The sequence below is a fragment of the Rothia sp. HMSC058E10 genome (genome assembly GCF_001809415.1).
GTDB lineage: Bacteria > Actinomycetota > Actinomycetes > Actinomycetales > Micrococcaceae > Rothia > Rothia dentocariosa.
Genome location: NZ_KV797627.1, coordinates 145,533 through 170,794, shown reverse-complemented (window position 1 = coordinate 170,794; position 25,262 = coordinate 145,533). Strand labels below are relative to the sequence as shown.

Genomic DNA, 25,262 nt, shown 5'->3' with positions numbered 1-25,262 from the left:
TCGGGGTTGGCTGTTAAGTTCTGTTACTTGGCGCCCGGCGGGAATACACCGCGAGCAGGTGGCTTTCGGTCGAGCCGGTAAAAAAATCCTACCTGTTCGACCAAAAACCACCTGCTCGCAGGAATAGAGAATAGCGTTTAGTCTCGGAGTTCGGGCACGGTAATCGCCCCCTGCACCGCTTTGAGAGCGATATCGGTGCGGTAGTGTGCGCCTTCCCAGGTGATGGCTCGTACCCCTTCGTAGGCGGCATCGCGAGCCTGGGCAAGGGTATCGCCCAGAGCCACAACGGCGAGCACGCGACCGCCCGCTGTCACAATCTCTTCGCCCGCGACGGCGGTTCCGGCATGCACCACATGCACATTGGGCACGTCGGATGCGTTCTCAAGCCCCGCAATCGCATCGCCCTTACGCGGGGTTCCCGGGTAGTTTTCTGCTGCCATAACCACGTCTACGGCGGTGCGGGGGTCCCATTCCAGGCGGGTGTCTTCGGCGATCTCGCCGCGGGATGCCGCAAGGAGCAGCTGCCCGAGCGGGGTGCGCAGGCGTGCCAGCACCGCCTGGGTTTCGGGGTCGCCAAAGCGAGCGTTGAATTCGATGACGCGCACGCCGCGGCTGGTAACGGCGAGCCCGCAGAAGAGCACGCCCACGAACGGGGTGCCGCGTTCTGCCATGCGAGCGATGGTGGGGCGGGCGATCTTTTCGATCACTTCGTCCACAAATCCTTCGGGCAGCCAGTCAAGCGGGGTGTAGGCGCCCATCCCACCGGTGTTCGGGCCTTCATCGTTGTCAAAGATGCGCTTGAAATCCTGCGCCGGAGAGAGCGGGAGCACGTTCTTTCCGTCGCTGATGACGAAGAGCGATACTTCGGGACCGTCCAAGAATTCTTCGATCACCACGGAACCACCAGCGGCAAAGCAGGCGTTCGCATGCTCTAAGGCAGCGTCCCGGTTCTCGGTGACAACCACACCTTTACCCGCGGCGAGCCCGTCGTCTTTCACCACATAGGGGGCACCGAATTCGTCAAGGGCTTGCGCCGCTTCGGCTTCGATCGTGGCGACGACGGCGCGGGCGGTCGGTACGTTTGCTTCTTCCATCACCTGCTTGGCGAATGCCTTGGACCCCTCAAGCTGTGCCGCAGCCGCAGAGGGTCCGAAGACCGCGAAGCCTGCCTCGCGCAGGGCATCGGAAACACCGGCGACTAGAGGTGCCTCAGGGCCAATAACCACCAGGTCTGCGGCGAGCTCGCGGGCGAGCGCAACGGCCTGCTCGGGGTTATTGGCATCGATGGCGTGTACCGGAACGTCCTGAGCGATGCCCGCGTTGCCGGGTGCGCTGTGAACTTCGGTTACCTGTGGATCGCGTGCAAGCGCACGGATAATTGCGTGTTCGCGGCCGCCGGGGCCCAGTACCAAAACCTTCATGTACATAAGGGTACCGTGTCGAATGCTACCCGGGCTGGGTTTGTAACACCCCATGACTGTGCTTTTCCCAGTGACCCTCTGCCCCCCCCCTAACGTTTTTACCGTGTAACGTTTTGCCCGCCGAATAGTGTCTTGAACCGTTCAGCTGTTTTCCACGTTTTGTGGTTCTCCCCGCGTTCGTAGGTTAGCTGCCCCAAGAGGCGCGGTAGCGAACCTCACCCACAAACGCCTCATATGCTTTCTGTTCTGCGGGTGGGAAGATGAAAATATAGGTTTTCTCGCGGCCTTTAATGCGTGCCTGGATTTTCAGTGCTGGTCCGTGCCGCAGATTACCAAATATCAAACCGGTACCGGGCGCTAAACGCAGCCCGATGCCTACAGTTTCATGCACCACATCGTATTTGGGGAGTACTTGAATATCTGTAACCTCGCCCCAAGCAATACGCCGCCGAAACAGCGGCATGTACAGCAGAATAAAGCCTTCATGAGTAACAAGTAATCGTTGGTATGCATTCGCTAGCGAAGCTGTGATAACGGTAATCAGCAAGGCGATCATGATGAGGTCATACCGCCCAGGGTTCAGCCACACAACCATGACCACAGGTATCAGAGCGATACCGGTGATCAGAAGCCGAAACCTTGCCGGCAAGTATATTTTGGGATATTTGCCCACAGTGACGGGCCGTTTAGAGTGATGGTTGTTCCCAAGGGCTGCAGGGTCTTCGGACATAATGCCTCCGCCGCGTTTTACTGTTCTACCAGTGTACCGGGAACGTCCTCTCAGGCAGCCACAAATGCCACGTATTTTGCGTCATTCCAGGGGCGGGAGTAGGCTAAATTGTCTTGTGAATACGGTCTGTTCTACTGGTCGGGCGCATTTGCAGGGCATACTACACAGACGAAAGGACCCTCATGAGCGCGCAAAATTCCAGCACTCAGACCCCCACCCAAGATACGCACAGCGAATCCGATATTCACGCCAGATTATTCCCGATCCTGGCGCGCGTAGCATCCGTAACCGCGGTGCTCATGTACGTCTTCTACTTCCCGCAAATTATCGGCAATATCAACGGCCATAAGGGCGACTGGATTCAGCCACTCGTTGCCGGCATTAACTGCACGCTGTGGGTGGCATACGGTTTGTGGCGCCAGAAGAAAGACTGGCCCATTGTGATTGCGAATGCGCCCGGCATTATTTTTGGCGGTACGGCAGCCATCACCGCGCTCATGTGATTTTATCCGCTAGAATTTCTATTTTTAGCACTATTATTGTGGGTATATGACTTCTCCTCAGCTTTCCCTCACAGATGCCGAACTCGTATTTCAGACTCGTAACGACCTGATCGAGACAACCCACCACGGTATTGTGGTGGTGCTCTCCCCCGAAGGCACCACCGATCTTGCCCTCGGAGACATGAGCCAGCCATTCTTTGCCCGCTCGGCACTCAAGCCACTGCAGGCTATCGGCACGCTCAAATCGGGGGCGCCGCTGCGTGGCGCGCAGGTAGCGATCGCGTGCGGGTCGCATCAGGGAACGTTCGAGCAGATGCGCGCGGTTCAAGACGTGCTTCAGGGCGCCGGTGTTGATGCGACCGCTCTGCTCTGCCCCACCGCCTACCCCGCTGATGCGCACGCGCACGAACAGATGGTACGCGCGGATTTGGCGAAGACTCCGCTTGCGCATCCATGTTCGGGTAAGCATGCCGGGTTTCTGTGGGCGTGTGCCGCGCAGCTGGACCGCTCGGTTGTAGACCCGGATTCGCGCCAGTGGACGATGAAGGATTACTGCGACCCTGAGCATCCGCTGCAGCGCATGATTGCTGAGGAGATCGCGAGTTTTACGGGCGAGCCTGTGGGCACATCGGGCATTGACGGATGCGGTGCCCCCGTCGCAGCGGTCTCAGCTCTGGGTCTGGCGCGTGCCTATTCGACGCTCGGAACAGCGATTCGCAATATGGATGCGGATGCGCGCGCCTCGACCGTAGCGACTGCGATGGTCGACTACCCCGAGCTGATCCAGGCTCCCGGCATGCCCGATACGGTGTTGAGTGAGCAACTGGATGCGGTCGTCAAGAGCGGCGCCGCCGGGGTACTGTGTGTGGGTCTGCGTTCTGGCGCGTCTGTGGTTGTGAAGATTTCCGACGGCGCAACCCGTGCCGCCTACCCGGTAGCGCTGTGGGCTCTGGAAGCTACGGGGCATCTGCCTTCCGAGCAGGTGCAGCAGCTTCTTCCGCAGGTGACTCGCCCCGTGATAGGCGGCGTGCAGGATAATGCGCCCCGCGAGGTTGGAGGCTGGGTTCCTGGTGCGGATCTGGAGCCGTTAGTGGGTGAGAGCGCGTGAGTGTGCGCCGTCGAGTTTCGGAGGCTGACGGCGCGGCCGCCTTTGCACAGGTCAGACAGGTTTTTACCTCTGCCCTTTCCGACGAAAAACCGCTTATTAGTGCGGAAAATCGAGCCTATATAGAACAATCGTTCGCTCGTCTGCCGCGCGGTGTGCGCGCTACCGCAGTGCGGTACGCCCTTGAAGAGCTCGCCACGCTCACCCCCGGCAACAGCGTGGAGGTTCGGGTTCCGCCCTACGGGGTTACCCAATGTATTGCCGGGCCTCGCCATACCCGCGGCACTCCGCCGAGCGTAGTTGAAACGAGCGGGTTCATCTGGTGTGCGCTGGCTGCCGGTGCCCTGACCTGGGACGATGCGAGCGCATCCGGACTGCTGACCGCCAGCGGCGAACGCAGCAATCTATCCCGCTACTTCCCGTTGTTCTAGGCGCCGAGCTACCTGACAACGGCACCTCAAGTCTTATCGCGCACGCCCTAGAGCAGACAACATTCCTTCAGCCACGTTGTCCGCACCCCGCCGTCACCAAGAATCATTAGGCAGGATTCACCCCAAAAGATAGACTTGAAGACATGAGTAGCGCACACACACCTTCTAATTCCCACTCTGATTCTTCGGAGCCAGCTTCCCCCACGCCCGAAGCTGAAGCATCCCCTGAAGCCGAGGTTGAGTACTCACAGGTGCGGGTTCGCCGTGCCCCGTCGGTGGTAGCTTTCATGATGCTGGGGCTCATCATCGGACTTATTGCGGCGTTTATTTCTGTGATCCTGGGTCCAGGAGATCCGTCATATTCTGAAACATCGGTGTTCGGCGTTATCGCGGTTATTTACGGTGCCGTCGGCGTAGCATTGGGTGCCCTCGTGGCCCTGTGGCTTGACCGCCGATCCCTCAAAAAGTCCTTAACGGCGCGAGTTGAGCCAGAGTCCAAAGAAGAGGATGAATAGAAGCGAGCGGCGCATCCTAAAACGCTTGGCGCAGCCACACGTGACATATTCATCACCCCTGCGGGCGTTAAATTTCGTAGCGTACACCACAGAGTGGCGTGAAAGAGGGTAGACTAGAAATGTCTGTGTACTCCCCGAGGGTACAGCTGCTCAGCGGCTCACACACCCGCGCGCAGACAAGACTTTCCCGCAGTCCCAACGTCGAAAAGATGTGAATTGATTCGTCCTGACGGAAAACTCACCCACGATCTCGATCCGATAGACCACGGACCCAAGGACGCCTGCGGCGTATTTGGTGTCTGGGCTCCCGGTGAGGACGTGGCAAAACTAACCTACTACGGCCTGTATGCACTGCAGCATCGCGGACAGGAATCCGCCGGTATCGCAACGAGCAACGGCAAGCGCATCCACGTATATAAAGACATGGGGCTGGTGTCTCAGGTTTTTGATGAGGCCACGCTCAGCTCTATGCCGGGCGAACACGCTATCGGGCATGCGCGCTACTCCACAACCGGCGCATCCCATTGGGCGAACGCTCAGCCGACTCTGGGCACCACCCCGCACGGCACGCTCTGCCTGGCGCATAACGGCAACCTGACGAACTCGGCTGATCTTTACGATAAGCTGCTGCAGAAGAACGGCGGCAAGCCCCCGGCGTTTGGTGAGCTGGCGCAGGGTAATACGACCGATACCGCACTGGTAACCGCGCTTTTAGCCGAGCACGATTTTGATTCTCTAGAAGAAGCCGTTCTCGATCTGCTGCCCACCCTGCGAGGCGCATTCTGCCTCACGTTCATGGACGAGCAGACTCTCTATGCGGCGCGTGACCCGCAGGGCGTTCGCCCGCTGGTGCTGGGGCGTTTGGAGCGGGGCTGGGTAGTTGCCTCCGAGACTGCGGCACTCGATATTGTGGGTGCATCTTTTGTGCGCGAGGTTGAACCCGGCGAACTTATTACGATCGACGAAAATGGCTTGCGTTCACACCGTTTTGCCGAGGCAAAACCCGCCGGATGCGTCTTCGAGTACGTCTATCTGGCTCGCCCGGATACTACGATTGCGGGGCGCTCTGTCTACGAATCCCGCGTGGAAATGGGGCGCCAACTCGCCCGTGAACACCAGGTCGAAGCAGATTTGGTGATGCCCACCCCAGAATCCGGTGTTCCTGCGGCCATCGGCTACGCCGAGCAGTCCGGCATTCCCTACGGTAACGGCCTGGTCAAGAACGCCTATGTGGGGCGTACCTTCATTCAGCCTTCGCAGACCATTCGCCAGTTGGGTATTCGGCTCAAGCTGAATCCGCTCAAATCTGTGGTTGCGGGCAAACGCCTGATTGTTATTGACGATTCGATCGTGCGCGGCAACACCCAGCGAGCCCTAGTGCGTATGCTTCGTGAGGCCGGGGCGAAAGAGGTTCACGTGCGTATCTCTTCCCCACCCGTGAAATGGCCCTGTTTCTACGGTATCGACTTTGCCTCACGCGCAGAGCTGATTGCAAATGGTCTTTCGGTGGACGAAATTTGCGCTTCTCTCGGCGCCGATTCGCTCGGTTTTATTTCAGAAGACGGCATGATGGCGGCAACCGAGCAGCCCGCGAAAAACATGTGTACGGCCTGCTTCACCGGCAAATACCCGATTGAGCTCCCCTCGGAGGAGCGCCGCGGCAAATCGCTCTTCGATGCCGAAGAAGGCAAGGGCGGTCCGCTCGCCGGTAAGGCGGCGGAGGTAACCGTGGAACGACCGGTTCCTCATAAGCCCGAGCATGCGGAGGCTGTCTCCATTGAAACCCGCACGGGCACCGATACCTTGGAGAATAAGTTCGATACCGCAGCGCTTCCGGTGGTTCAGGCGCAGGCTGGCTCTGGCGCATCCGCATCCGTCGAGTCTGTTCAGGAAGCTCAACAACCGGCACCGGGCATGTGCAACCCCGGTCCCGATGCCGATCTTGAAGCGTTTTTGACCGAGGAAGACTTGGTTCCCGCACACGTTAATTCACGCCCTATAACCCCGAAGGACTAATACACCCATGAGCGAAAACAGCACCTCTGTAACCTATGCAAGCGCTGGCGTTGATGTTGAGGCGGGCGACCGCGCCGTCGAGTTGATGAAGGATGCGGTGAAGGCGACTCACAACGCTTCGGTAATCGGCGGTGTGGGCGGTTTTGCCGGGCTGTATGACCTCTCGGCTTTGTCCTCATATCGCAAGCCCTATTTGGCGACTTCTACGGATGGTGTGGGCACGAAGGTTGCTATCGCGCAGGCGCTCGATGTTCATGACACGATTGGCTACGACCTGGTGGGTATGGTCGTGGACGATATTGTGGTGTGCGGCGCGAAGCCCCTTTTCATGACCGACTATATTGCTACAGGCAAGGTCGTTCCCGAGCGTATTGCCGATATTGTGCGGGGTATTGCCGGAGCTTGCAAGGTTGCCGGTACCGCGCTGGTGGGCGGCGAGACGGCGGAGCATCCGGGGCTTTTGGCTGAACATGAGTACGATGTTGCCGGTGCCGCAACCGGTCTGGTGGAGGCCGATGAGCTGCTCGGTCCAGACCGCGTGCGCGAGGGCGATGTGCTGATCGGTATGGCATCTTCGGGTATTCACTCGAACGGGTACTCGCTGGTGCGTAAGGTGATCGATGTGGCGGGCTGGGACTTGGATCGTCAGGTGGACGAGCTCGGCCGTACTTTGGGCGAGGAGCTTTTAGAGCCTACTCGCGTGTATGCGGCGGATTGTCTGGATTTGGCGGCTGCGTTCCCGGTCAATGGTACTGATGGGCAGACCGGTCACGGTATTCGCGGGTTCTCGCATGTGACCGGAGGCGGTCTTGCCGCTAATCTGGCGCGTGTTTTACCGCGGGGCTTGGAGGGCCGCGTGGATCGTTCAACCTGGCAGATTCCGGCGATTTTCTCGCTTATCGGTTCGCTCGGTCAGGTTCCACTCGCCGATCTGGAGCGCACCCTGAACCTGGGCGTGGGCATGATTGCGATTGTTGATCCTGCGGTGGCGGATGCTGCGGTGAGTCGTCTGAATGAGCGCGGTATTTCGGCCTGGATTATGGGGGACGTGGTGAAGGCTGGCACCCCCGATCTAAATAACCCTGACTATGTGCAGGGTGCCAAGGGCGTTGATGGAGGCGCAGTGCGGCTTTACGGCAGTTACGCGGTCTAGCCTGCGCTCTGACAGGGTTTTACGCTGTAGCTCCCCTGCCCTATATCTATAAAACGCGAGCGGATGATTTTTAACGAATCATCTGCTCGCGTTTTGTGTAAGGCTTCAGCGAGTTTGAAAGACGACGAGCTAATTTTGTGCAGACTTTAAATCTTCACTCAATACTTGGCTACCTATCATCTTGCACTTGCGGAAAACTTTAAAGTATTTCAAGACCTTAAATCTCGAATATCAAATAGTGTGATGTATATTAAATACATTATTATTTACCCTGGGAGAATAAATTAGACCTTGGTTCTGCCGTGCAAAATCAAGGATTTCACCAATATTTTAATAGTAAAACTTTATGTGTAAATATATTTTAGTGCGAAATATATAAAAATATTTTGAGTTGAAATACTTTCAAGATGCACTTTTTCAAAACGCCCTATATTCTATTTTTTGATGACGAGTTCAATCACAAATTCGCCATCACATATATTCACTCACACATAACTGAACATAGGACATTTCATGTCACTCATCGAACACCCTACGGTGAAGCGGACCCGCATAGCGGCGCTGAGCGTAGCGGGTATCGCATCCCTGATGGTAGGGCTCTGCGCACCGTCCGCTCACGCCGCACCCGCATCACCGGTATCAACGAAGACCGGAATTCCTGCATCCTCACAGACTGAGGATATTCTGACTGCAACCTCGGTGCAGCAGCAGGAACAGGGCTATGACCGCTTTATCATCAACTATGCCGACCAGGCCAAGAACAACCTTGATATCGCGGGACTGGAATCTGGCGAATACTCCGAGTTTGTGCCCGAACTCTACCAGGGCATCGAGAAGAGCGTAAATTCGCTTGACGAGCTCCTCGGCGTTAAAACCACCTATGTGCGTGATACCGCACAGAATGACTCGGTGGTCTCTCTATCGAAGCCTCTGAATGCGCAGCAGGCAAAACAGTATATGCAGACGCTCGCCGAGAACCCGCAGGTGGACTCGGTCGAGCCGGATCTCAAACGCCAGCCCACCGGTAGCCTCCCCGGCTCGGATAAGGTCGATTTCAACGATCCTAAGATGTCACGCCTGTGGGGTTTCACCACCATCAAAGCCGACTATTCACTGAAGCACGCAGGGGATCACCAGGTGACCGTTGCCGTGATCGATACCGGCGTTACCAAGCATTCAGACCTGGATGAGAATGTGCTGCCCGGCTACGATTTCGTGTCGGATGCCTCCGCTGCACGCGATGGCAACGGACGCGATAATAACCCGCAGGATGAAGGCGACTGGACCACTGAAGGGCAGTGCGGTTCTGGGGCAAAAGCCACCAATTCAACCTGGCACGGCACCCATGTTGCGGGGACTATAGCGGCCGTCGGCAACAACAACATCGGTATTGCCGGGGTAGCCCCGAAGGCCAAGATCGTGCCGGTGCGCGTCCTGGGTGCCTGCGGCGGCTACGATTCAGACATTATCGATGGGATGATCTGGGCATCCGGTGGGTCCGTGAGGGGTGTACCCGCAAACCAGCACCCCGCGCAGGTTATCAACATGTCTTTGGGCGGTGCCGGGAAATGCTCGCGCACCTACAACCGTGCCATCGAGTCCGTGAACAAGCGCGGCAGCATCATCGTAACCTCCGCCGGAAACTCAAATCAGAATGCTTCGGCTCAAATTCCCGGCAGCTGTGACGGCGTGATTAACGTGGGTGCAAGCAACCCTGGAAATTCACGTGCACCCTACTCTAACTACGGCTCGACCGTTGCCGTCAGCGCCCCCGGCGGCGATTTTAGGCAGTCGGGTGTGGGCGTTCTTTCGCTGGTGAATAAAGGCAAGACTGTTCCCGAGAAGGAAGATTACGCCGAATATGAGGGTACCTCGATGGCGGCTCCTCACGTTGCGGGCACGATTGCCATCATGCGGTCAAAATACCCGAACCTGAGCTACGAGAAGGCTCTGGATATTCTGAAATCCACCGCTAACCCGATCACCTGCGATCGTGACTATTGCGGCGCCGGCATTATAGATGCGGCTAAGGCAATGGATAAGGTCGATGAGCTTGTGGAATCAGAGAAACAGCCGAGCCCCGCACCGACTCAGCCTGCTCCGTCCGAACCTTCTAAGCCTGAGCCTGCTCCGTCCGACAGCTCTACTCCGGCACCGGCTGAAACCTCAAAGCCCGCGCCTGCACCCACGCCTACCCCAACGCCTGCGCCGAGCAAGCCTGCACGCCCGATTGGACCCCCACCGTCGAAGCCTCTGCCCACGCTGCCTCCATATGAGGAACAGCTGCCGGTTCTGCCGATCAAGCCCAAACCTTCGCCGAAGCCTACCAAGCCCGCACCGGTTGAGACTCCTAAGCCGAGCCCGGCTCCCGTAAAAACCAAGAAACCCACGCCCGCACCTTCGGAGTCTTATAAGCCAGCGCCTCCTTCATGGTGGTACTGGTACGATTACCCGGGTCAAGGCTACTACTCCCCCAGCCCCTGGTACGATCCCTGGTCGGGATACGGTGCATGGAACCGCTGGGATTACGGATACGGTTCTTGGGGCGGTTGGGGATACCACCGCGGACACCGTGGAAGCTGGCACAACACCCCGTGGATGCACCGTTCAGGGCATCCGTGGTGGGCATCGTACTCCTACGGCTGGGGTAACAGCTACCGCGGCTACGGCTACTATAACGTAGGCTACCGCTACTAAAATCCCCTGACGGATAACGCATAAAAAGGCTCTTGATATACATCAAGAGCCTTTTTTAGTAAGAAGTGGAATAGAAAAAATATGTGCAATTTTAAGTCTACATCAAATTTTACTTTATGTGTGATGTATGTCTATGATATAGGACATCATACAAATCTCATCCATGCTCAACACACGGGGTTTTTATTTGAGTAATTGATGAGGGCAATAACCGCATCGCGCCTGTCTGCTCTGCACAACATGCAGCGGCTATGAGGCATGATGCGGTGCTGCGCTGCTATGAGGCATCGTAGCCTCACAACCTTGAATATCTGGAGAACCCCATGAGTACACACAGCCTTTTGCGGGCAAATATCCCTTTGAGACGCACAGTATTCGCGATAGGTGCGAATCAGCTGTCAGACGCTATGTCTTATATAAGTGTTCCCCTGATCATGCTGTTCCTCACCGGCTCCCCCGAAAACGCCAGTCTTGCCCTCTTTGCTACAGGTGTAACACGCATACTGGCGAGCTTCCTGACTGGAGTTATTGTCGACAGATATAAGCCCACATACACTCTTACGCTTTCATGCATGGGGCAGTGCATCACCTGGATAGTCCTAACCCTGTGTCTTCTCGCAAACGTCGGTTCTGTTCCAATTCTGATAGGCATCCTGTGCGTGATGGCGCTGGCATCATCGTTCGATTACCCCAGCGAGCAGGCTATTATCGCACGGGTGGTGCCTACCAAACAGCTCGGGTACGCCTCTGGATTAGGAGAAACACGCGAATCTGCCGCGAACCTAATTGGCAGCCCGTTAGCGGGTCTACTCGCCTCCACTTCTTTGATTCTGACCGCTTGCGTGCATGCGTTTGTCAATTTCACAGCTTTTCTGGCGGCACCTAGTTCATCTACTGTTGCGCGTGCCGAGCATAAGCGCCGGCAGACAGGAAGTGAAACTACGGTGTCCGATACCGTCATCGATGCACAATCTACCGGATTTTTTGCCGACCTCGCCCAAGGGCTCATGTATGTTGTGAAGAACCGTGTTCTTGTAGCGATCGCGTCTGTGGCCTGCTGCGCGAACTTTGCCGCAACAGGACTGCCACTCGTCTTCATCTATTATTACGCGGAACAGGGTATTGCGGCCTACAGTATCGGTATTTTTGCCTGTGTTTTTGGTGCCGGAGTGCTCTTAGGGTCCCTAACAGTCGGGTGGATGACGGAGCGTTTCGCCTTAGGAACATTGGGTGCGCTGGCGGTCGGGATGATGGTCATATGCTACATGACAGCGGCGTTCACCCACGACTCTTTTTGGGTAACCTGTGCGCTGATGCTTATTTCGGGAGTGCCGCTTCCTGCCTTCAATTCCAGTATCGTCGCGTATATCAATGCTTCGACTCCGGTAGACATGATAGGACGTGTACATTCGGCGCAGGGCATCCCGAATATGCTTCTAGCTCCTGTGGCGGCATTGCTTGCCGGCATCATGTATGTGCAGTGGGGGATTTCCAGAACGGTTCTCTTTTACGGATCGTTTATGGTTTTGGCTTTGATCCTGATGCTCTCACAAAGAAGTCTTCGCATACTGCCTAAACTTTCGGAAATGGCCCCGGCTTCTGACTAAGTAATCTATGTTCCCCCTCCCTATAAAAGGCTCATTATTTGAATAATGAGCCTTTTATAGGGAGAGACCTACGCCGCAGGATGTTCTACGAAGAATGCGTGGCAAGCTCGCGTGAGCGCTCGTTTTGCTCCGTAGTCTGCGGAGGCGGTGCTGGCAGGAAAACCCACCGACGCTGTACCGCGAAACTGAGGGGAATCAAGGTCAGCTCGGTCAGGATCTTCGCCACGATGAGCACGACCCCGAAAGCGGTGAGAACCTCCATCAGCGCAGCATTTGCAAGCAAAATCCCCACTGCTAAAATCGCATAGCGCCCCAGGGACACCGCCCGCGAGGGGCGATCGGCACCGTCGTTCATGAGCATACGGTTAATACTAAAATTCGTCAGCGCCGAGATAATGCGCGCCAGTACAATCGCCGGGAGCAGAGCAAAACCCACGCCTACGAGGGCAAAGAGGGCGAGCGCATCCACGATAAACCCGGTGCAGGAGGATACTAAGAAGCCCAGTAGCGGCGCGTAAATTCGTGCGGAGTCGCGGATCGGGCGAAAATGACTGCTCGGGTTTCCCGGCTCATATACTTTCACGATGGGCAGCTCGATAAGCTCCACCCCGGCCCGGCTGGCACGAAGCAGCATTGAAAACTCGTATTCGTATTTATCGCCGCGCAGGCTGAGAGCCCAATCAATCATCTGTGTGGTAAACCCGCGAAGCCCCGTCTGGGTGTCGGCAATGCGAGTGCCCGTCGCCAGCGTAAAGAACCCGACAGTAAGCGCATTACCCAACCGGGAACGCAGAGGGACAGCGGGCTCAGTGAGCTCGGTGCGAGTATCCGGCAGGGTGCGTACCCCCAGCACGAGGGCACGCGTACCGATGCTCGCCATTCGCTCGGTTTTAGCACCCACTCGCAGAATATCGCGGGGTAAATGCTGCCCGTCAGCATCCGCCGTCACCACAATTTGATCGGGCCGATGCGCCCGTGCCCACGCCAACCCGGTACGCAGGGCCGCCCCTTTTCCACGGTTTGCAGGGTGGGCAATAATCGTGACGCCCCGAATCGCCAACTCAGTAAAGATCGGCACGTAGGTGCTTCCCGAGCCGTCATCGACCACCAGGATTTCGGCGTGCGCATCCAATTCCGTGATCTGCTGCGCTAACCGCACGAGAGATTCATCCGGTTTATAGGCAGGTATCAGGACTATCATGATGCGCTCCCGGCGATGTACAGAATATCGCTGGTTCCGCGTTCTTTGGTGCCGCCCATCGGCTTATTGACCAGCTGGTTGTTGAAGACCATCACCGAGGATCCGCCGCCGTCTAGGTTATAGGCGCTTACGCATCCGAGTTCCTTGAACATATAGGCAAATTCGGGCATGGTGACTCCGCGCGAATACCCGTCGGAACGCCCATCGACCACGATAAATACGAGGTGGTTCTGACCGAGCACGCCCACGCCGGTACGCGGCTGGTTGCCTTGAATGGAGTGGTTGCCGAAGTTGGTATCGACCTCAACCTGATCGATGCCGCTGACAACCTCTGAGTCCCGCACGAGTGCCGGTCCAAAGGAAAGCGTATTCCAGACCCCTTCGTTGAGGAGCTGCTGCGCGTTCGTGCCGGTTTCGTCGTAGAGTTTGACGGAGCCGTCTTGGTAGAACGCGAGTCCTTCACGCGCGCCAGAATCGCGGTATGCCACACCGTTGCGAATGACGATGCCGGTGTCACGGAACCCGTAGTAGTCGCCGTTAATCGCCCAGATGCCGTTGTGCTGCGCGGCGATATTGGAGGGCGTATCGATAATGTTTTGCCCGAATTTGTTGTTGGCAAAGGCTCCGCGCAGCAGGGTCATGGCGTTGAGTTTGATCTCTGCGGCAAAGGAAACGACCGCGTTGTTGCCGCTTCCTTCGGTGGATTTAGTAATGGTGATAGAGCCTTCACTGGCGCTCAGGCCATCAGAGGTGACCTTAACGTTGGTGAGTTCGCTGGGGCTTGAGGTACCGTCAGATGATGAATTATTATTCTTTGCTTGTTGTGATTTTTCATAGGCTACGGTGTCGTCAATCTGCGTATGCTCGGCAAGATAACGATTATATGCCCAGCCAGCACCAACACCCGCGACGGCAAGGGTGCCGAGACCGCCTCCTAAGAGAACGCGCCTAGTTACTTTCTTTTTCTTGGGTTTCTGGGATGTTTCAGAAGTCTCTTCGACCTGTTCGGCTGGCAGTGTTGCGGTAGTATTTTCGTTCTTCATGATTCTAGAATGCGTGGCATTTCTCGTTTTAAAACATGAAGAAGCTATGTTTTAGCTATGTATGAGTATTCATTTCCAGGGATCGTCTCATCATGCGCATATACTCCACACAGCTTGATGCTTTAGATGCCAGACCGTCTTCGTCCGATTTCTATTTCGCGAGTTATTGTGCATCGGGCGACTTAAATAACCGCAAAATGCACAATAACTCGCAATAAGCCTGCCGCCTCTACTTGATACGCACTTACGCGCCGGTGAGGTTATCGAGGTGCCGCTTTGTGACGGAGTCAAAGAGGTCAAGACTCTGTGCGGAGCGTGCTATCAGCTGCGCGCCCTGCACCGTGCAGAATAAGGACTCCGCCTCTGTCTGCGCGTGCTCGGGATCGTACCCGGCGTGCTCAAAACGCTCGGCGAGCCAGCGAATATTCTTAGCCTGAAAGTCTGCGGTGTTAACCTCGGCAGGCTCACGGTTTTCAGCTTGGGCGCGCAGGGGTACGAACGTGGCATTGATATGCGTTCCCCGTTTCGCCGTCTTCTTGTCCTCTTCAGCATCGTGAGCGGATGCGCTCTGCCCCAGGGATTCCAGCGCCAGCATTGAGCAGAGGCAGAGTTTATAGCCCTGTTCCAGGTTCGCACGGTAGGGCCTCATATAGACTTCGAGTTCTTCGCGGAGGCTGTGTGCCGCCTCCACGCCCTGGCGTAGCGTCTCAAAAAAGTCTGTGCTGTACTTTTCGAAGGCTGCACGCACGAGATCTGATTTCACAGGGAAATAGTAGTGAATGCTGGGTTTTTTGATGTTCATTTTGCGCGCTATATCTGCGTAACTGAAACCGCTGACGCCGTTCCTTTGGATATAGTCGGTGGCTATGCGCACAATATCATCTTTGGTTCCCATCATTCTCTCCTTATATGATCGTTAAAATCCCCACGACCGCCGGCGCGGGGGCTGCGATGCGAATTCACCTTGCCATCACTGCGGTAACCGAGGACAATTCCCGCGAGCGCGATTTCATTGTCGGGAATATCCGGGTGGGCACGGACCTTATTCGGGTATTGTACATTTTCGTAGGTGACACTATCGTATCCACACCGCAGGATGCCCGCCAGCATCAGCAGATGCGCAAACGAACCAACATGAAAACCCGTAGACCGCTCAAGCACGCCCGCAGAGTATACAAAAAACCGGCCCAAGTCACCCTGCAGGGTGCTTAAGCCGGTTCGCGTATGAGCGTAACGCTAGGCTCTACCGCTACACCTCATCATCATATTTGGCATATTTCTCCGCGTATGCCGAGTAATCATCCTCATCATCATAGCGACGAGAAGATGATTCGGAGGATTTAGTGTTCTTAGCGTTGAGCTCGCGCTCAAGTGCACTGTAGTCGGTCTCGGGGCTGAAGTACTTCATCTCCCGAGCCTGCCGTGTTGCCTTAGCCTTCTGACGGCCGCGCCCCATGGCGTGACCCCCTCTTTCCTCATGTCCGCAGCCACCACACCCAAGGCGCGCATAACCCACGGATCGCTCTCTAGTCTTTCCTATGTTCTAGGGTACCTTGTTTTACCCCTCAATGTCTTGTTGATTGACAGATTCATGCTCAGAAAATCTATCGAATCTTCAGTTTCTTCGCCCAAAACCCAGCGAATTATGCATAAGGTTTGGGCTCCACCTCGCGCATTATACGCTGATGTGGAGCCCAAACCTTTGTAGGAGCCTTCTATAAGAGCCGCGCGTAGCAACCCATCTCTACAAGCCCGAGACTCAAAGATTTTATCCCCAAGTCCCTGGGAACAACCCGCACTAGCTGGCTGTAAAGCTACCTAGCTCGGTCGCACCGGATGCCAACGACGCTGCGTTGGAGTCCACAGCCGATGTTGTAGTGTACACCGTGTAACTCTGACCCTTGACGATCGATGAGCTAGAGACGAGAACCAACTGCACATTCGACTTGGTGACTTTATAGTTAGCCACCACCTTACCAGATGAATCCGCTACTTGAACCGTGGATCCTTGCTCAAATCCGGAACTATTGGTCAGTTTCAGGTAGCCGCTCGTCGAGTTGGTGGAGGGAGCCTCGAACATATCTGCCGTGCTGCCGCTGAGAACCGTGGCACCGTTGAGGAGCAAGTCGCCGTTGGTATCCAGCGCAGCGTTACCGCCTTGGCTGGGGCCGTTCACTATCAGCGTTCCTCCAGAAAGAGTTGTGACACCGTTCGAATCGATGCCATCGCCCTCAGCATTGACGGTAACGTGACCGCCGCTCACGTTGATTGCAGCATCGACAACCTCAAAGGTTCCGCCACCACCACCGGGCATACCACCCTGCGGGGGCTGACCCATCCCCTGCTGGCCGGTACCTGTAGTTCCGTTCTGAGACGTGCCGTCCTGGGCGTTACCGCCGGGCATTGCCGGAGGCTGACCCATGTTCTGATTGCCTTGGTTCTGGGTGTTGTTCTGCTGCTGAGCAGTGCCTGAAGTTCCGTTCTGAGACGTGCCGTCCTGCGAGGTTCCAGACATCGCAGGAGGCTGACCCGTCCCCTGCTGTTGTTGATTGGAGGTTCCGTTCTGCTGCCCACCCGGCAGGCTGCCCTGCTGCTGATTGGCAGTATCAGAGGTGTTCGCGGATGAATCCGTGCTCTCAGAATCGCTTGTCTTCAGCGAGGCATTCATGCCGTCATCCGCACTCGTGACGTTTACATCGCCGCCAGAGATGTTGATGTACTGTGCCTCAATGCCTTCATCGGACTGTTCAACCGTCAGGGAGCCCCCGGAAATTTCGACGACCCGAGAGGCTTTGAAACCGTCATCGCCCGCATTCACGGTTACGGTACCGTTGCTCAGGCGGGTCCAGCCCTTCCCCTCGTCGGTATCGTTAGTGGATTTGATGCCGTCCTGCTGCGCGGTCACGTTAATAGTGCCGCCTAGGATATCCACATAATCCTTGCCCTTGATACCGGTGTTCGCCGCATTGACCTCAAGAGTGCCGCTGGCAATCACAAGGCCGTCATTCGTGTGAATGCCGTCTTCGTGGTTGCCGTTCACCTTCAGGGTGCCTTCACCCGCGATCGTCAGGTCGGCCTTGGAATAGACCACGGCATCCGGATCATCTTCCCCCGTTGCGGTGTAGTCTGCACCGTCGCTTATCGTATTGGTGGTGCCAGATGCGCTGTAAAGAATAACCTCGTCAGCGTTTACCACGTTCAGCGCGGCACCGCTGGAATTCGTGATGTTTGCGTTATCGAGAACGAGCCGAACCGCGTCGCTGTCAGCGGTTTCAACCTTGATCTGCCCCTGGTATTCGCCGGAGAGTTTGTACGTGCCAGCCTTCGTGATGGTCAGCGTTCCGTCTTCAACGGTAACGCCGTCCGTTGCGGTGGGGTTTGACAGGTCAATCGCGGTTTCGGAGGAAGTGTCCCAGCTGAGATCCTGCTCCGAATAGTGAGTATCGACGTCGAGTTTTTCGCCGCTTTTCACGTTGGTCGAGAATGACGAGCTGCTGGTGGCAGTGTCGGTGGCGGTCGCCGAGGATGTTGTCGCTGTCGTACCGACTGAGCTATCCGCCGCCGTGCCAGAGGCGAGGGCGTTGCTCGTAGTTGAGCATCCGGTGAGCGCAAGTGCTGCGAGCAAAGTTACCGAGGTTGCCGAAGTCAGTATTTTTTTATTCATGGGGAAAGAATCACTTTCTATCTACACTGTTTGAGCAGTTTGTGAGTATTTTCAGGGTTTACATCCGAATTCTACGGGGTAACGGGTACCAGCCGCATCAAATTCACGGGTTCCTGCAGGCTCCTGATGTATGTGTCGTGTGATAGAAATTGGATTTTCTGATGCATACTTGTGGCGTGCACCGCCACCCGCGCCGGAGTTTTGTGTGATGGTTTTATCCTGCGCAGGCTAAAGGTTGGAATAGGATTCTCTCCTCTCGTTATGTTTTATAGATCGGGGGTTGATGCCGTGAAAGTTCCACGTTCAACGGCACCAGGTGCAAGGGTGGTGGTCTTCGGATCCACCAGCGTGGGTGCTAGGTAAAGAGTATATTCTTGACCCTTCACGATAGAGGGATTCGAGAAAAATACTTGTTTAACACCCGGAGTAATCACCCGGTAGTTTGCAACGACTTGTCCGGCAGAATCTACTGCCTGAACAGATTGCTCTTGTGGGAAAGTATCGTTATCTGCAATTCGCAGATACCCATTTGTGGAGTCGTCGATCGGGCGCTTGAAAAGCTCTACACCACCGCCGCCAAATGAGATCCTGGCGTCGTTACTTACAGTAATGTCACCATTTGGATCAATAGGGTCATTGGCATCGTCTTGAGGACCGTTGATTAGCAACTCGCCTCCTGTGTAGAACTCGTGTCCGTTAGAGTCCATGCCGTCGGCACCCACGTTGAGGGTTACATTTCCACCGGTCATGTTGATCACGGTATCAATAACCTCTGTGGTATCGCGGGCACCACCCAAGGGTACGGGGCTGGCATCCGGCTGGTCGCTGTCTTCCTTCTGATCCTCATACTCTTGATCGTTAGGCAGCTGGTCCTTGAGCGAGGCATTCACGCCGTCGTTATTGCTGTTGATGAGCGTATTGCCGCCATGAATATTGACGTATTGCCCTTCAAGCCCTTCTTCAGACCCTTCGATGGTGAGCTTCCCGTCCAGAATCTCAAGGGTGCGCAACGCCTTGATGCCGTCGTCGCCAGCGCGGAGAACAGTGTCACCGCCAGCCACGCGCGCCCATCCAAGGCCTTGTTTTTCGGTGTTGGTGGCTTTAATCGCGTCTTTTGCGGCTTCAATACGCAGGGTTCCGCCCTGAATATCCACGTAGTCCTTGCCTTTAAGCCCGGTCTTCGAGGAATTAACGTTGAGGGCACCGCCGGCAACAACCAGTCCTTTGGTGGTGTGCACCGTCTCGTCAAATTTACCGGCGACGTTCAGCGTTCCATCGCCCGCAAGGGTTAGGTTAGCGGTTGAATAGATCGTAGAATCTGCCTCTTTTTTGCCCTGAACTGCGTATTCTGGGCCGTCACTGAGGTTATTGGTGCTGCCCCGAGACGTGTAGATGACGGCTTCGTCGGCAGAGGCAACGTTGATAGCAGATCCGGTCTCATTCGTGATATTAACGCCGTCAAGAATGAGCTGAACTTTATCTGTCTTAGGGGCTTGAACCTTCACTTGCCCCGTATAGTCGCCAGACATACGGTAGGTTCCCCCCTTCGTAATCGTAATCGTGCCGTTTTGTTCGCTGACCCCATCGGTTGCGGTGGGATCTGCCAGATTGAGCGGAAGAACAGCGTCCTGGTTCCAGGTCACGTCTTCTTGCGTAAAGTGAGTTTGCGCATTAATCTTTTCACCATTTTTGGTGTTCGAGGTGTATACGCCAGATTTAAGTTCCTTCCCCTGTTCCTGTGCGGTCACAGTGGCTTTGGAGTTATCAGGGTTCCCGCTAATCGCGCATCCGGCAAGTGCCAACGATGCTGCAAAGGTGCATGTAAGAACAGATGTAAACCGGTTTTTGAACATCTCGAACGGGGTTCCTTGTCTGTAGGGATTAAGTATCTCGGTAAAGATTGCCTCAACCATCCTACGCGAGAGGGTGGGGTTTCCAGAATGCCCTAACACGGTGAGCCTCTGGCAAACCCCACCCTATTCTTGTACCGCGTTCTAAGACGTTACCCGCTCAGGGTCTAGATCTAAGCGGCAGGTTCAAGCTGCATCCAACGTTGAATCGTGCGCTTCCATTTGTTCGCCGGTAGCTGAGGATTCAGCGCAGCCATACCCGTAGCAAACTTAGAAATTTTGACGGGTCGGATGCCCGCACGCCACAGATACTTATCGGCGACTGAAGGTGCGCTGCCGGATTTCGTTTCGATAATCACCGTACCGGGTGCAGTATATTCGGTACCGACCTGATACTTGGTTGGCCCTTCACCACCGTCTGCGGTGTACATGAGCACGCTTTCTGAAAGCGGAGTCCAGGTGAGCGAAGTATCAATCGTGAGACGAGAATCCACCGGATTCTGCTCGGACTGGGGCAAATATACAGTCGTACGACGGTACCCGGTGCGGATAACCGGCTCCAGGTCATCGACAGACGCATCCGTCAGCTGCTCAAGCGCGGTAGCTACATATTCCTTGCCTTCTGCAGTGAGCATGTCACGGTTTTCGATAGAGTACGGAATACGTTCCTTGACCGTGAATTCACGAGCCCCTTCAGTCTTGACTTCCAAGAAGCTCAGGTCAGAATCCAGATAGCTGCGAGTACGTACCTTGAACCGGTTACGGCTGCCGATGGCGGAAGCCTTATAGCTCACCAGGTCAGGGGTGTCGAAGTATACAGAGTCATAGGCGAATTCACGCTGACCGTCGATTTCTAGGACGGCCGCCTCGTCGGCGGGAAGTTCAGCTAGGATAGATGCCGCATAATCTGCGTCCACAATGTATTTGCGGTCCACACGGGTCTGCATAGCGGCCTTTTCGTTGAGTTCATCGAGGCTGATGCTCTGCCAATAGGTTGGCACGATAGACATGGTACTTTCCTCTCGGTGCCCGCTTCGGTGAGAAGACGGAGTATTATCTACCGCAGGGGTGTGCGTAGATTCCAAAGTCTGTGCGGCGCCACCCTGAAACGGGGTGTACGGCTGAGGTGCTTGGGGACTCATGGTAGGTCCTTTCAACGTGTGAGTTTTTAGGTGTAGTTTTAAGCAATATCTGCGAGATGAAGCCTAGGAAGCGTAGTATTCGTAGTTCGCGTTAAGGTGTTCTTGGAGTTGGGGAAGCTCTTTATAGGTGATAGTCACCTGTGTGGTGTCGTTGAGCAGGTCAAGCTCCAGGATCTTAGCGGAGACGACCTCGTACCCGAGGCGCGATTCCAGATAGGCTTTTAGGGTGCCTTCGTCGCTGATAGCGCGATCCACCGTGACTGTTTGGGTGCGCGGCTGGTTTTTCGCTTCAAAGATCGGTGAATCCAGTAGTGCGATGATTCCGACTAGTACCACCATGAGGATGAAGGCGATATATGGCGGGTCAAGCCGCACACCTGAGATCAAACCGAGGGCGAGAGATACGAAGTAGTACCCGACCTCGCGCTGGCTTAGGGAGGTAGACCGCAGGCGGATAATGGAGAGAACGCCGAAGAGTCCTAGACCCATAGCGCCCGCAGTGCTTCCGGCATGTGCCAGGGCGACCGTTACGGTGAAGACACCGGCGTTGATAACCGCGTATGAAATCATGAGTTCACGGGTCTTATGACGAATCATGTACAGGGTGCAGAGCGTGCCAATTGCTACTAGGTCTGCCAGTCCCATCATCAAGATATCCATTGGACTCTCCGTTCCGTTTTGTGTGCCGTTATGTTCTTGTATTTCTAGGTTCGCGCCCGTTCCTGTGTTCTTCCTGTGTCTGTCTTAACTTGTAGTTATGTATTTCGTGCATATCTAAAAGTTCCCCGCGATTGCAGGGAATAAAGGATAAAGAACGAGACTCAGTACTACAAAAATGTGGTGGTATGCTCATAAAAATTCAGAATTTGCATATACGGAGCGTGTAGCGCCTATCTAGAGGTCTTAAGGATGCGCAAAAGGCACATTCTGACTTAGATAACGTCTCCTATGCAAATCCTGATTGGTACGCTTTTCGATCGTTATTACTGTCGAGAGGGGTCTTGCTTCGGAGGGCGGCATCGGCAGCTTTTTTGTGGAAACTATCTTCCTAGATTTTGAGGTTTAAATAGCAAAATCCCCCGCGCCTCTAATCATGAGGAACGGGGGATTCTTGTAGCCTCCGACAGCTTCTAGAGCCGCCCAGAGGACTTGATCATCTAGTCTTTAGGCACGCTTGCGCTTACGCAGAGCAGCTACGGTTGCACCGCCCACGCCCAGAGCAACCATACCCAGACCTGCTACGGTCAGAGCACCGTTTGCACCGGTGTTAGCCAGCTTGCCATTGCTGTTCGAAGAAGCGTTATTAGAGCCGTTATTGTTGTTATCCGAAACGTAACCTGCACCGCCGTTACCGTTGGATGCGCTACCCTGCTCGCCATTGCCGCCGTTGCTTTCGCAAGCTACGCCGTCATGATCGCTGTCGAGCTTCTCAGAGTATGCAGCGTCGCCGCGCTTAATGTCCTTGAAACCTGCTTCTTTAGCCTCTTCGCAGGTTGCAAACTGGTGGGTTTCAGAACCGTTGGTCACCTGAGCGGTCTCGGTTGCGGCAGCAGATGGGGTGCTTGCAGCCTCAGCAGTGGTGGATGCACTCGGAGTTGAAGCAGGAGTGGTTGCTTCAGGAGTCGATGAGGGAGTCACAGTCGGCGTAGATGAGGGAGTGCTACCGCCACCTACGGCGCCCATACCGCCCTGGCCACCTTCACCGGGAAGAGAACCACTCTTCTCAGAAGCCACGACCTTGACCTTTACAGTCTCGCTGCGCCGCACATCGCCAGCCTTTTTGCCAGTCAGAACAGTAATTTCAACATAGTCACGTTCGGCATAGGCAGCATTCCACTTGATGTTGCCGGAGACATTGCCCTGCGCATCTGCATCATAGGTGCCCACGATGGAACCTTCATGGTCTTTAAGCACCAGAGTGGATCCAGCAGAACCGTCTTCGGTTGTATAGCCGGAACCTTGGAAGGTCAATTCCTGACCTTCTTTCCATTCATTGGGGAAAGAAATCTTAGCTTCATCGCTGTGGGAGTGGTCCGAATTTCCCGGAACAGAAGTAGATACAGAATTACCGGGAAGGGAATTAGTGGCAAATGCTGCCGGAATGGTGGTAAAACCGCCTACCAATCCGCAGCTCAGAGCTGCAACGGCACCGAAAGTAGCAATTTTTTTAGTTCTCATGCTTTATATACTACTCTCTCAAAACCCTGCCTTCGCCTCTATGACGCGGTTTGAGCGGATTTTTTAAAGAGAAATTATTAACACAGGTATTTTTGATAGATGTACTATTCCCATAAACTTTAAATATCATCTTGAGGTTTTAACTTTAATGTTATTTCAGGCACCTTAATTTCTTTCAAAAAAGACTCTTAATAGTGAAAATCGGTATTTCCAACGCTTTTTTCTTTTGAGAAGCCTGCGGATTAGCAGATTAGATATCGAGGCGATCCAGCATTTCTTCCAGTGCTTCCCCCACGCCCGTGCGCCACAAATAGGTGACGCGCGCATCCGCACGTCCGGGACCGCCATTCATAACCCCCACGGGTTTATCCGTGCGCAGGGCATCAAGCACAATCTTGTAGCTGCTCATCACTGCAACCGAGGAACCCACCACCAGCACACCCGAAGAATCCGCGAGCATCTGCTGCTGGCGAGCCTTCCGGTCGGCGGGCACGGATTCACCAAAATAGACAACATCCGGTTTGAGTTTCATCGAGCCGCAAACCGTACACCCCACCATCTGGAAGCTGCGAATATAGTCGTTATCGATCTCAACATCGCCGTCAGGATTAACCTGCAATTCGGTACTTTCGAGACGTTCTAGATACCCCGGATTTGCTGCATCCAGACGGACATCCAGGCTCTCACGCGACTCGCGCGTTCCGCAGTCCAGGCACAGAATTGAGGATAAATCGCCGTGCAGCGCCAGCACGTTCTTGCTTCCGGCACTCACGTGCAGGCCATCAACATTTTGGGTAATCAGGCCGTTCACCGCGCCCGCATGCTCAAGTTCGGCGAGCGCATAGTGAGCTCGATTCGGGGATGCGCGGCGCATGCGCCTCCACCCGACATAAGACCGAGCCCAGTAGCGTTGTCGGGCGGCATCGTCGTAACGGAATTCTTGGTAGGTCATGGGCCGGTGGTCCAGGAGCGATCCGGAGGGTCCGCGATAATCGGGAATGCCGGATTCGGTGCTGACCCCGGCGCCGGTAAGCGCCAAAACGCTACCGGTGCGGAGCATTTTTTCGATGCCCTCGGCAGCGTATTGAGGGTCGTGCGGGGTGACGGTTTCGGTGACGACTCGTTCAATGGAGCGAATGGCGGCGCGATGCGCGGAGGCGATGAGTGTGCTTTTCTCGCCCGCGTCTGCAAAGTTCTGCGTATCGGTCCATTTTTCCATGTGTCTAGTGTATGTCGGGGATGTTTCTCTCCCCAGTTAGGGACGGGCAACCTACTTCCCTGTCCGGGTTCTCTTGATCACAAACCACTATAAGCAAGACTAGTATTAATGATAGTATTATTAGCAACAGCAATAGTGAAAGGAAGCATTATGGCAACCCCAACTATCGACGCTATGATCCTGGGGGCTCTGCATGAGCACCCGATGAGCGCCTACGAAATGAACAAAATGATGGACCAGCGCGGAGTGCGCGGTTGGGCGCGCATCAGCTCACCCTCCGTATACCGCAACCTGGTGCAGCTCTATAAGCAGGGATATGTGGAGAGCACCACCGTCAAAGACAGTGCTATGCCTGAGCGTACGGTCTACTCCATTACTCTCGAAGGCAAGGAACGTCTTCATGAGCTTCTCTACGATATTGCCTCCAGTCCTGCGCGCGTAGACTTCAATTTCGTCTCCGTCATCGCGAATATCCGCATGGTGGATGAAAAGATGGGGCATGAACTATTGCAGTCTATTGCCGATACCTACAGCGAGTGGGCAGATCGGCTGGAACAGGCTGCCGCATCCATCGAAGACCAGATAGAGGCGAAGGCAACCCTAGAGCTGTGTTCCGATACCTACCGACTCATTGCGGACTGGGCACGCAAATTCGAGAAGGATTTCTACCAGAATCGTAAGAAGTAAGAGCTGATTCCACGCGCTAAAGACTGAGTTCTGGGAGCATAAACTATGCTCCCGCCTCGGGCAAAGATAAAAACACAGCTCGGCACGAAACCTTATGAAT

General features: G+C 55.3%; 22 protein-coding genes. 10 read left to right on the top strand and 12 right to left on the bottom strand.

Going from position 1 to position 25,262, the window contains the following annotated elements; all coding sequences use genetic code 11:
* Positions 1 to 137: 137 nt before the first annotated feature.
* On the bottom strand, positions 138 to 1,421 hold the full coding sequence (purD, locus tag HMPREF2609_RS05475) for a phosphoribosylamine--glycine ligase (RefSeq protein WP_070535577.1): 1,284 nt from the start codon (positions 1,419 to 1,421) through the stop codon (positions 138 to 140).
* A gap of 184 nt (positions 1,422 to 1,605) precedes the next feature.
* Positions 1,606 to 2,151 (bottom strand): hypothetical protein, encoded by a 546-nt coding sequence (locus tag HMPREF2609_RS05470; RefSeq protein ID WP_070535449.1) that lies wholly within the window; start codon positions 2,149 to 2,151, stop codon positions 1,606 to 1,608.
* Between the two features lie 182 nt (positions 2,152 to 2,333).
* On the opposite strand from HMPREF2609_RS05470, the gene HMPREF2609_RS11125 reads away from it, so the two are divergent.
* The 8 genes from HMPREF2609_RS11125 (at position 2,334) to HMPREF2609_RS05430 (ending at position 12,178) form a co-directional block, all read left to right on the top strand.
* Complete coding sequence (locus HMPREF2609_RS11125) at positions 2,334 to 2,654, top strand: PQ-loop repeat-containing protein (RefSeq protein ID WP_070535448.1); 321 nt, start codon at positions 2,334 to 2,336, stop codon at positions 2,652 to 2,654.
* Positions 2,655 to 2,700: 46 nt separating this feature from the next.
* On the top strand, positions 2,701 to 3,762 hold the full coding sequence (locus HMPREF2609_RS05460) for an asparaginase (RefSeq protein WP_004005523.1): 1,062 nt from the start codon (positions 2,701 to 2,703) through the stop codon (positions 3,760 to 3,762).
* On the top strand, positions 3,759 to 4,190 hold the full coding sequence (locus tag HMPREF2609_RS05455) for a sterol carrier family protein (protein ID WP_048752693.1): 432 nt from the start codon (positions 3,759 to 3,761) through the stop codon (positions 4,188 to 4,190). The genes HMPREF2609_RS05460 and HMPREF2609_RS05455 overlap by 4 nt, the downstream gene beginning before the upstream one ends.
* A gap of 143 nt (positions 4,191 to 4,333) precedes the next feature.
* Entirely contained in the window at positions 4,334 to 4,705 is a 372-nt protein-coding gene (locus tag HMPREF2609_RS05450; RefSeq protein ID WP_048752692.1) for a hypothetical protein, read from the top strand.
* Between the two features lie 216 nt (positions 4,706 to 4,921).
* A complete protein-coding gene (gene purF, locus HMPREF2609_RS05445) occupies positions 4,922 to 6,721 on the top strand; it encodes an amidophosphoribosyltransferase (RefSeq protein WP_070535447.1) in 1,800 nt (599 codons plus the stop codon).
* A 7-nt stretch (positions 6,722 to 6,728) separates the two neighbouring features.
* Positions 6,729 to 7,874 carry a phosphoribosylformylglycinamidine cyclo-ligase gene (gene purM / locus HMPREF2609_RS05440; RefSeq protein ID WP_070535441.1) on the top strand — a complete coding sequence of 382 codons (1,146 nt, stop codon included), beginning with the start codon at positions 6,729 to 6,731 and terminating at the stop codon, positions 7,872 to 7,874.
* Between the two features lie 513 nt (positions 7,875 to 8,387).
* Positions 8,388 to 10,571, top strand: coding sequence for a S8 family peptidase (locus HMPREF2609_RS05435; RefSeq protein WP_246825583.1), 2,184 nt, complete (start codon positions 8,388 to 8,390; stop codon positions 10,569 to 10,571).
* Positions 10,572 to 10,978: 407 nt separating this feature from the next.
* Positions 10,979 to 12,178, top strand: a complete 1,200-nt coding sequence (locus HMPREF2609_RS05430) for an MFS transporter (protein WP_246825582.1) — start codon at positions 10,979 to 10,981, stop codon at positions 12,176 to 12,178.
* A gap of 85 nt (positions 12,179 to 12,263) precedes the next feature.
* Here HMPREF2609_RS05430 and HMPREF2609_RS05425 read toward each other — a convergent pair whose 3' ends face one another.
* From HMPREF2609_RS05425 to HMPREF2609_RS05415, 3 genes are all read right to left on the bottom strand, one after another.
* Positions 12,264 to 13,379, bottom strand: a complete 1,116-nt coding sequence (locus tag HMPREF2609_RS05425; protein ID WP_070535438.1) for a bifunctional glycosyltransferase family 2/GtrA family protein — start codon at positions 13,377 to 13,379, stop codon at positions 12,264 to 12,266.
* Positions 13,376 to 14,422: a phosphodiester glycosidase family protein gene (locus HMPREF2609_RS05420; protein ID WP_070535435.1), complete on the bottom strand. Its 1,047-nt coding sequence runs from the start codon at positions 14,420 to 14,422 to the stop codon at positions 13,376 to 13,378. The genes HMPREF2609_RS05425 and HMPREF2609_RS05420 overlap by 4 nt, the downstream gene beginning before the upstream one ends.
* Positions 14,423 to 14,666: 244 nt before the next feature.
* Positions 14,667 to 15,320 carry a TetR/AcrR family transcriptional regulator gene (locus tag HMPREF2609_RS05415; protein ID WP_070535432.1) on the bottom strand — a complete coding sequence of 218 codons (654 nt, stop codon included), beginning with the start codon at positions 15,318 to 15,320 and terminating at the stop codon, positions 14,667 to 14,669.
* Positions 15,321 to 15,331: 11 nt separating this feature from the next.
* On the opposite strand from HMPREF2609_RS05415, the gene HMPREF2609_RS10925 reads away from it, so the two are divergent.
* Positions 15,332 to 15,634, top strand: a complete 303-nt coding sequence (locus HMPREF2609_RS10925) for a hypothetical protein (RefSeq protein ID WP_070448956.1) — start codon at positions 15,332 to 15,334, stop codon at positions 15,632 to 15,634.
* 37 nt (positions 15,635 to 15,671) lie between these two features.
* On the opposite strand, the gene HMPREF2609_RS05405 is transcribed toward HMPREF2609_RS10925, so the two are convergent.
* The 7 genes from HMPREF2609_RS05405 to HMPREF2609_RS05375 form a co-directional block, all read right to left on the bottom strand.
* Positions 15,672 to 15,878: a DUF3073 domain-containing protein gene (locus tag HMPREF2609_RS05405; protein ID WP_013397806.1), complete on the bottom strand. Its 207-nt coding sequence runs from the start codon at positions 15,876 to 15,878 to the stop codon at positions 15,672 to 15,674.
* Positions 15,879 to 16,220: 342 nt separating this feature from the next.
* Positions 16,221 to 18,086, bottom strand: coding sequence for a carbohydrate-binding domain-containing protein (locus tag HMPREF2609_RS05400; protein WP_070535430.1), 1,866 nt, complete (start codon positions 18,084 to 18,086; stop codon positions 16,221 to 16,223).
* Between the two features lie 266 nt (positions 18,087 to 18,352).
* Positions 18,353 to 19,939 (bottom strand): carbohydrate-binding domain-containing protein, encoded by a 1,587-nt coding sequence (locus tag HMPREF2609_RS05395; protein ID WP_070535428.1) that lies wholly within the window; start codon positions 19,937 to 19,939, stop codon positions 18,353 to 18,355.
* Between the two features lie 170 nt (positions 19,940 to 20,109).
* Positions 20,110 to 20,946, bottom strand: a complete 837-nt coding sequence (locus HMPREF2609_RS05390; protein WP_037231269.1) for a polyphosphate polymerase domain-containing protein — start codon at positions 20,944 to 20,946, stop codon at positions 20,110 to 20,112.
* Positions 20,947 to 21,141: 195 nt separating this feature from the next.
* Complete coding sequence (locus HMPREF2609_RS05385; protein WP_004005538.1) at positions 21,142 to 21,738, bottom strand: DUF4956 domain-containing protein; 597 nt, start codon at positions 21,736 to 21,738, stop codon at positions 21,142 to 21,144.
* 504 nt (positions 21,739 to 22,242) lie between these two features.
* On the bottom strand, positions 22,243 to 23,256 hold the full coding sequence (locus HMPREF2609_RS05380) for an excalibur calcium-binding domain-containing protein (RefSeq protein ID WP_070535426.1): 1,014 nt from the start codon (positions 23,254 to 23,256) through the stop codon (positions 22,243 to 22,245).
* Between the two features lie 250 nt (positions 23,257 to 23,506).
* Positions 23,507 to 24,475, bottom strand: a complete 969-nt coding sequence (locus HMPREF2609_RS05375; protein WP_070535424.1) for a Sir2 family NAD-dependent protein deacetylase — start codon at positions 24,473 to 24,475, stop codon at positions 23,507 to 23,509.
* A 150-nt stretch (positions 24,476 to 24,625) separates the two neighbouring features.
* Between HMPREF2609_RS05375 and HMPREF2609_RS05370 the strand changes: the two genes are divergently transcribed.
* A complete protein-coding gene (locus HMPREF2609_RS05370) occupies positions 24,626 to 25,162 on the top strand; it encodes a PadR family transcriptional regulator (protein ID WP_070535419.1) in 537 nt (178 codons plus the stop codon).
* Positions 25,163 to 25,262: the final 100 nt, after the last annotated feature.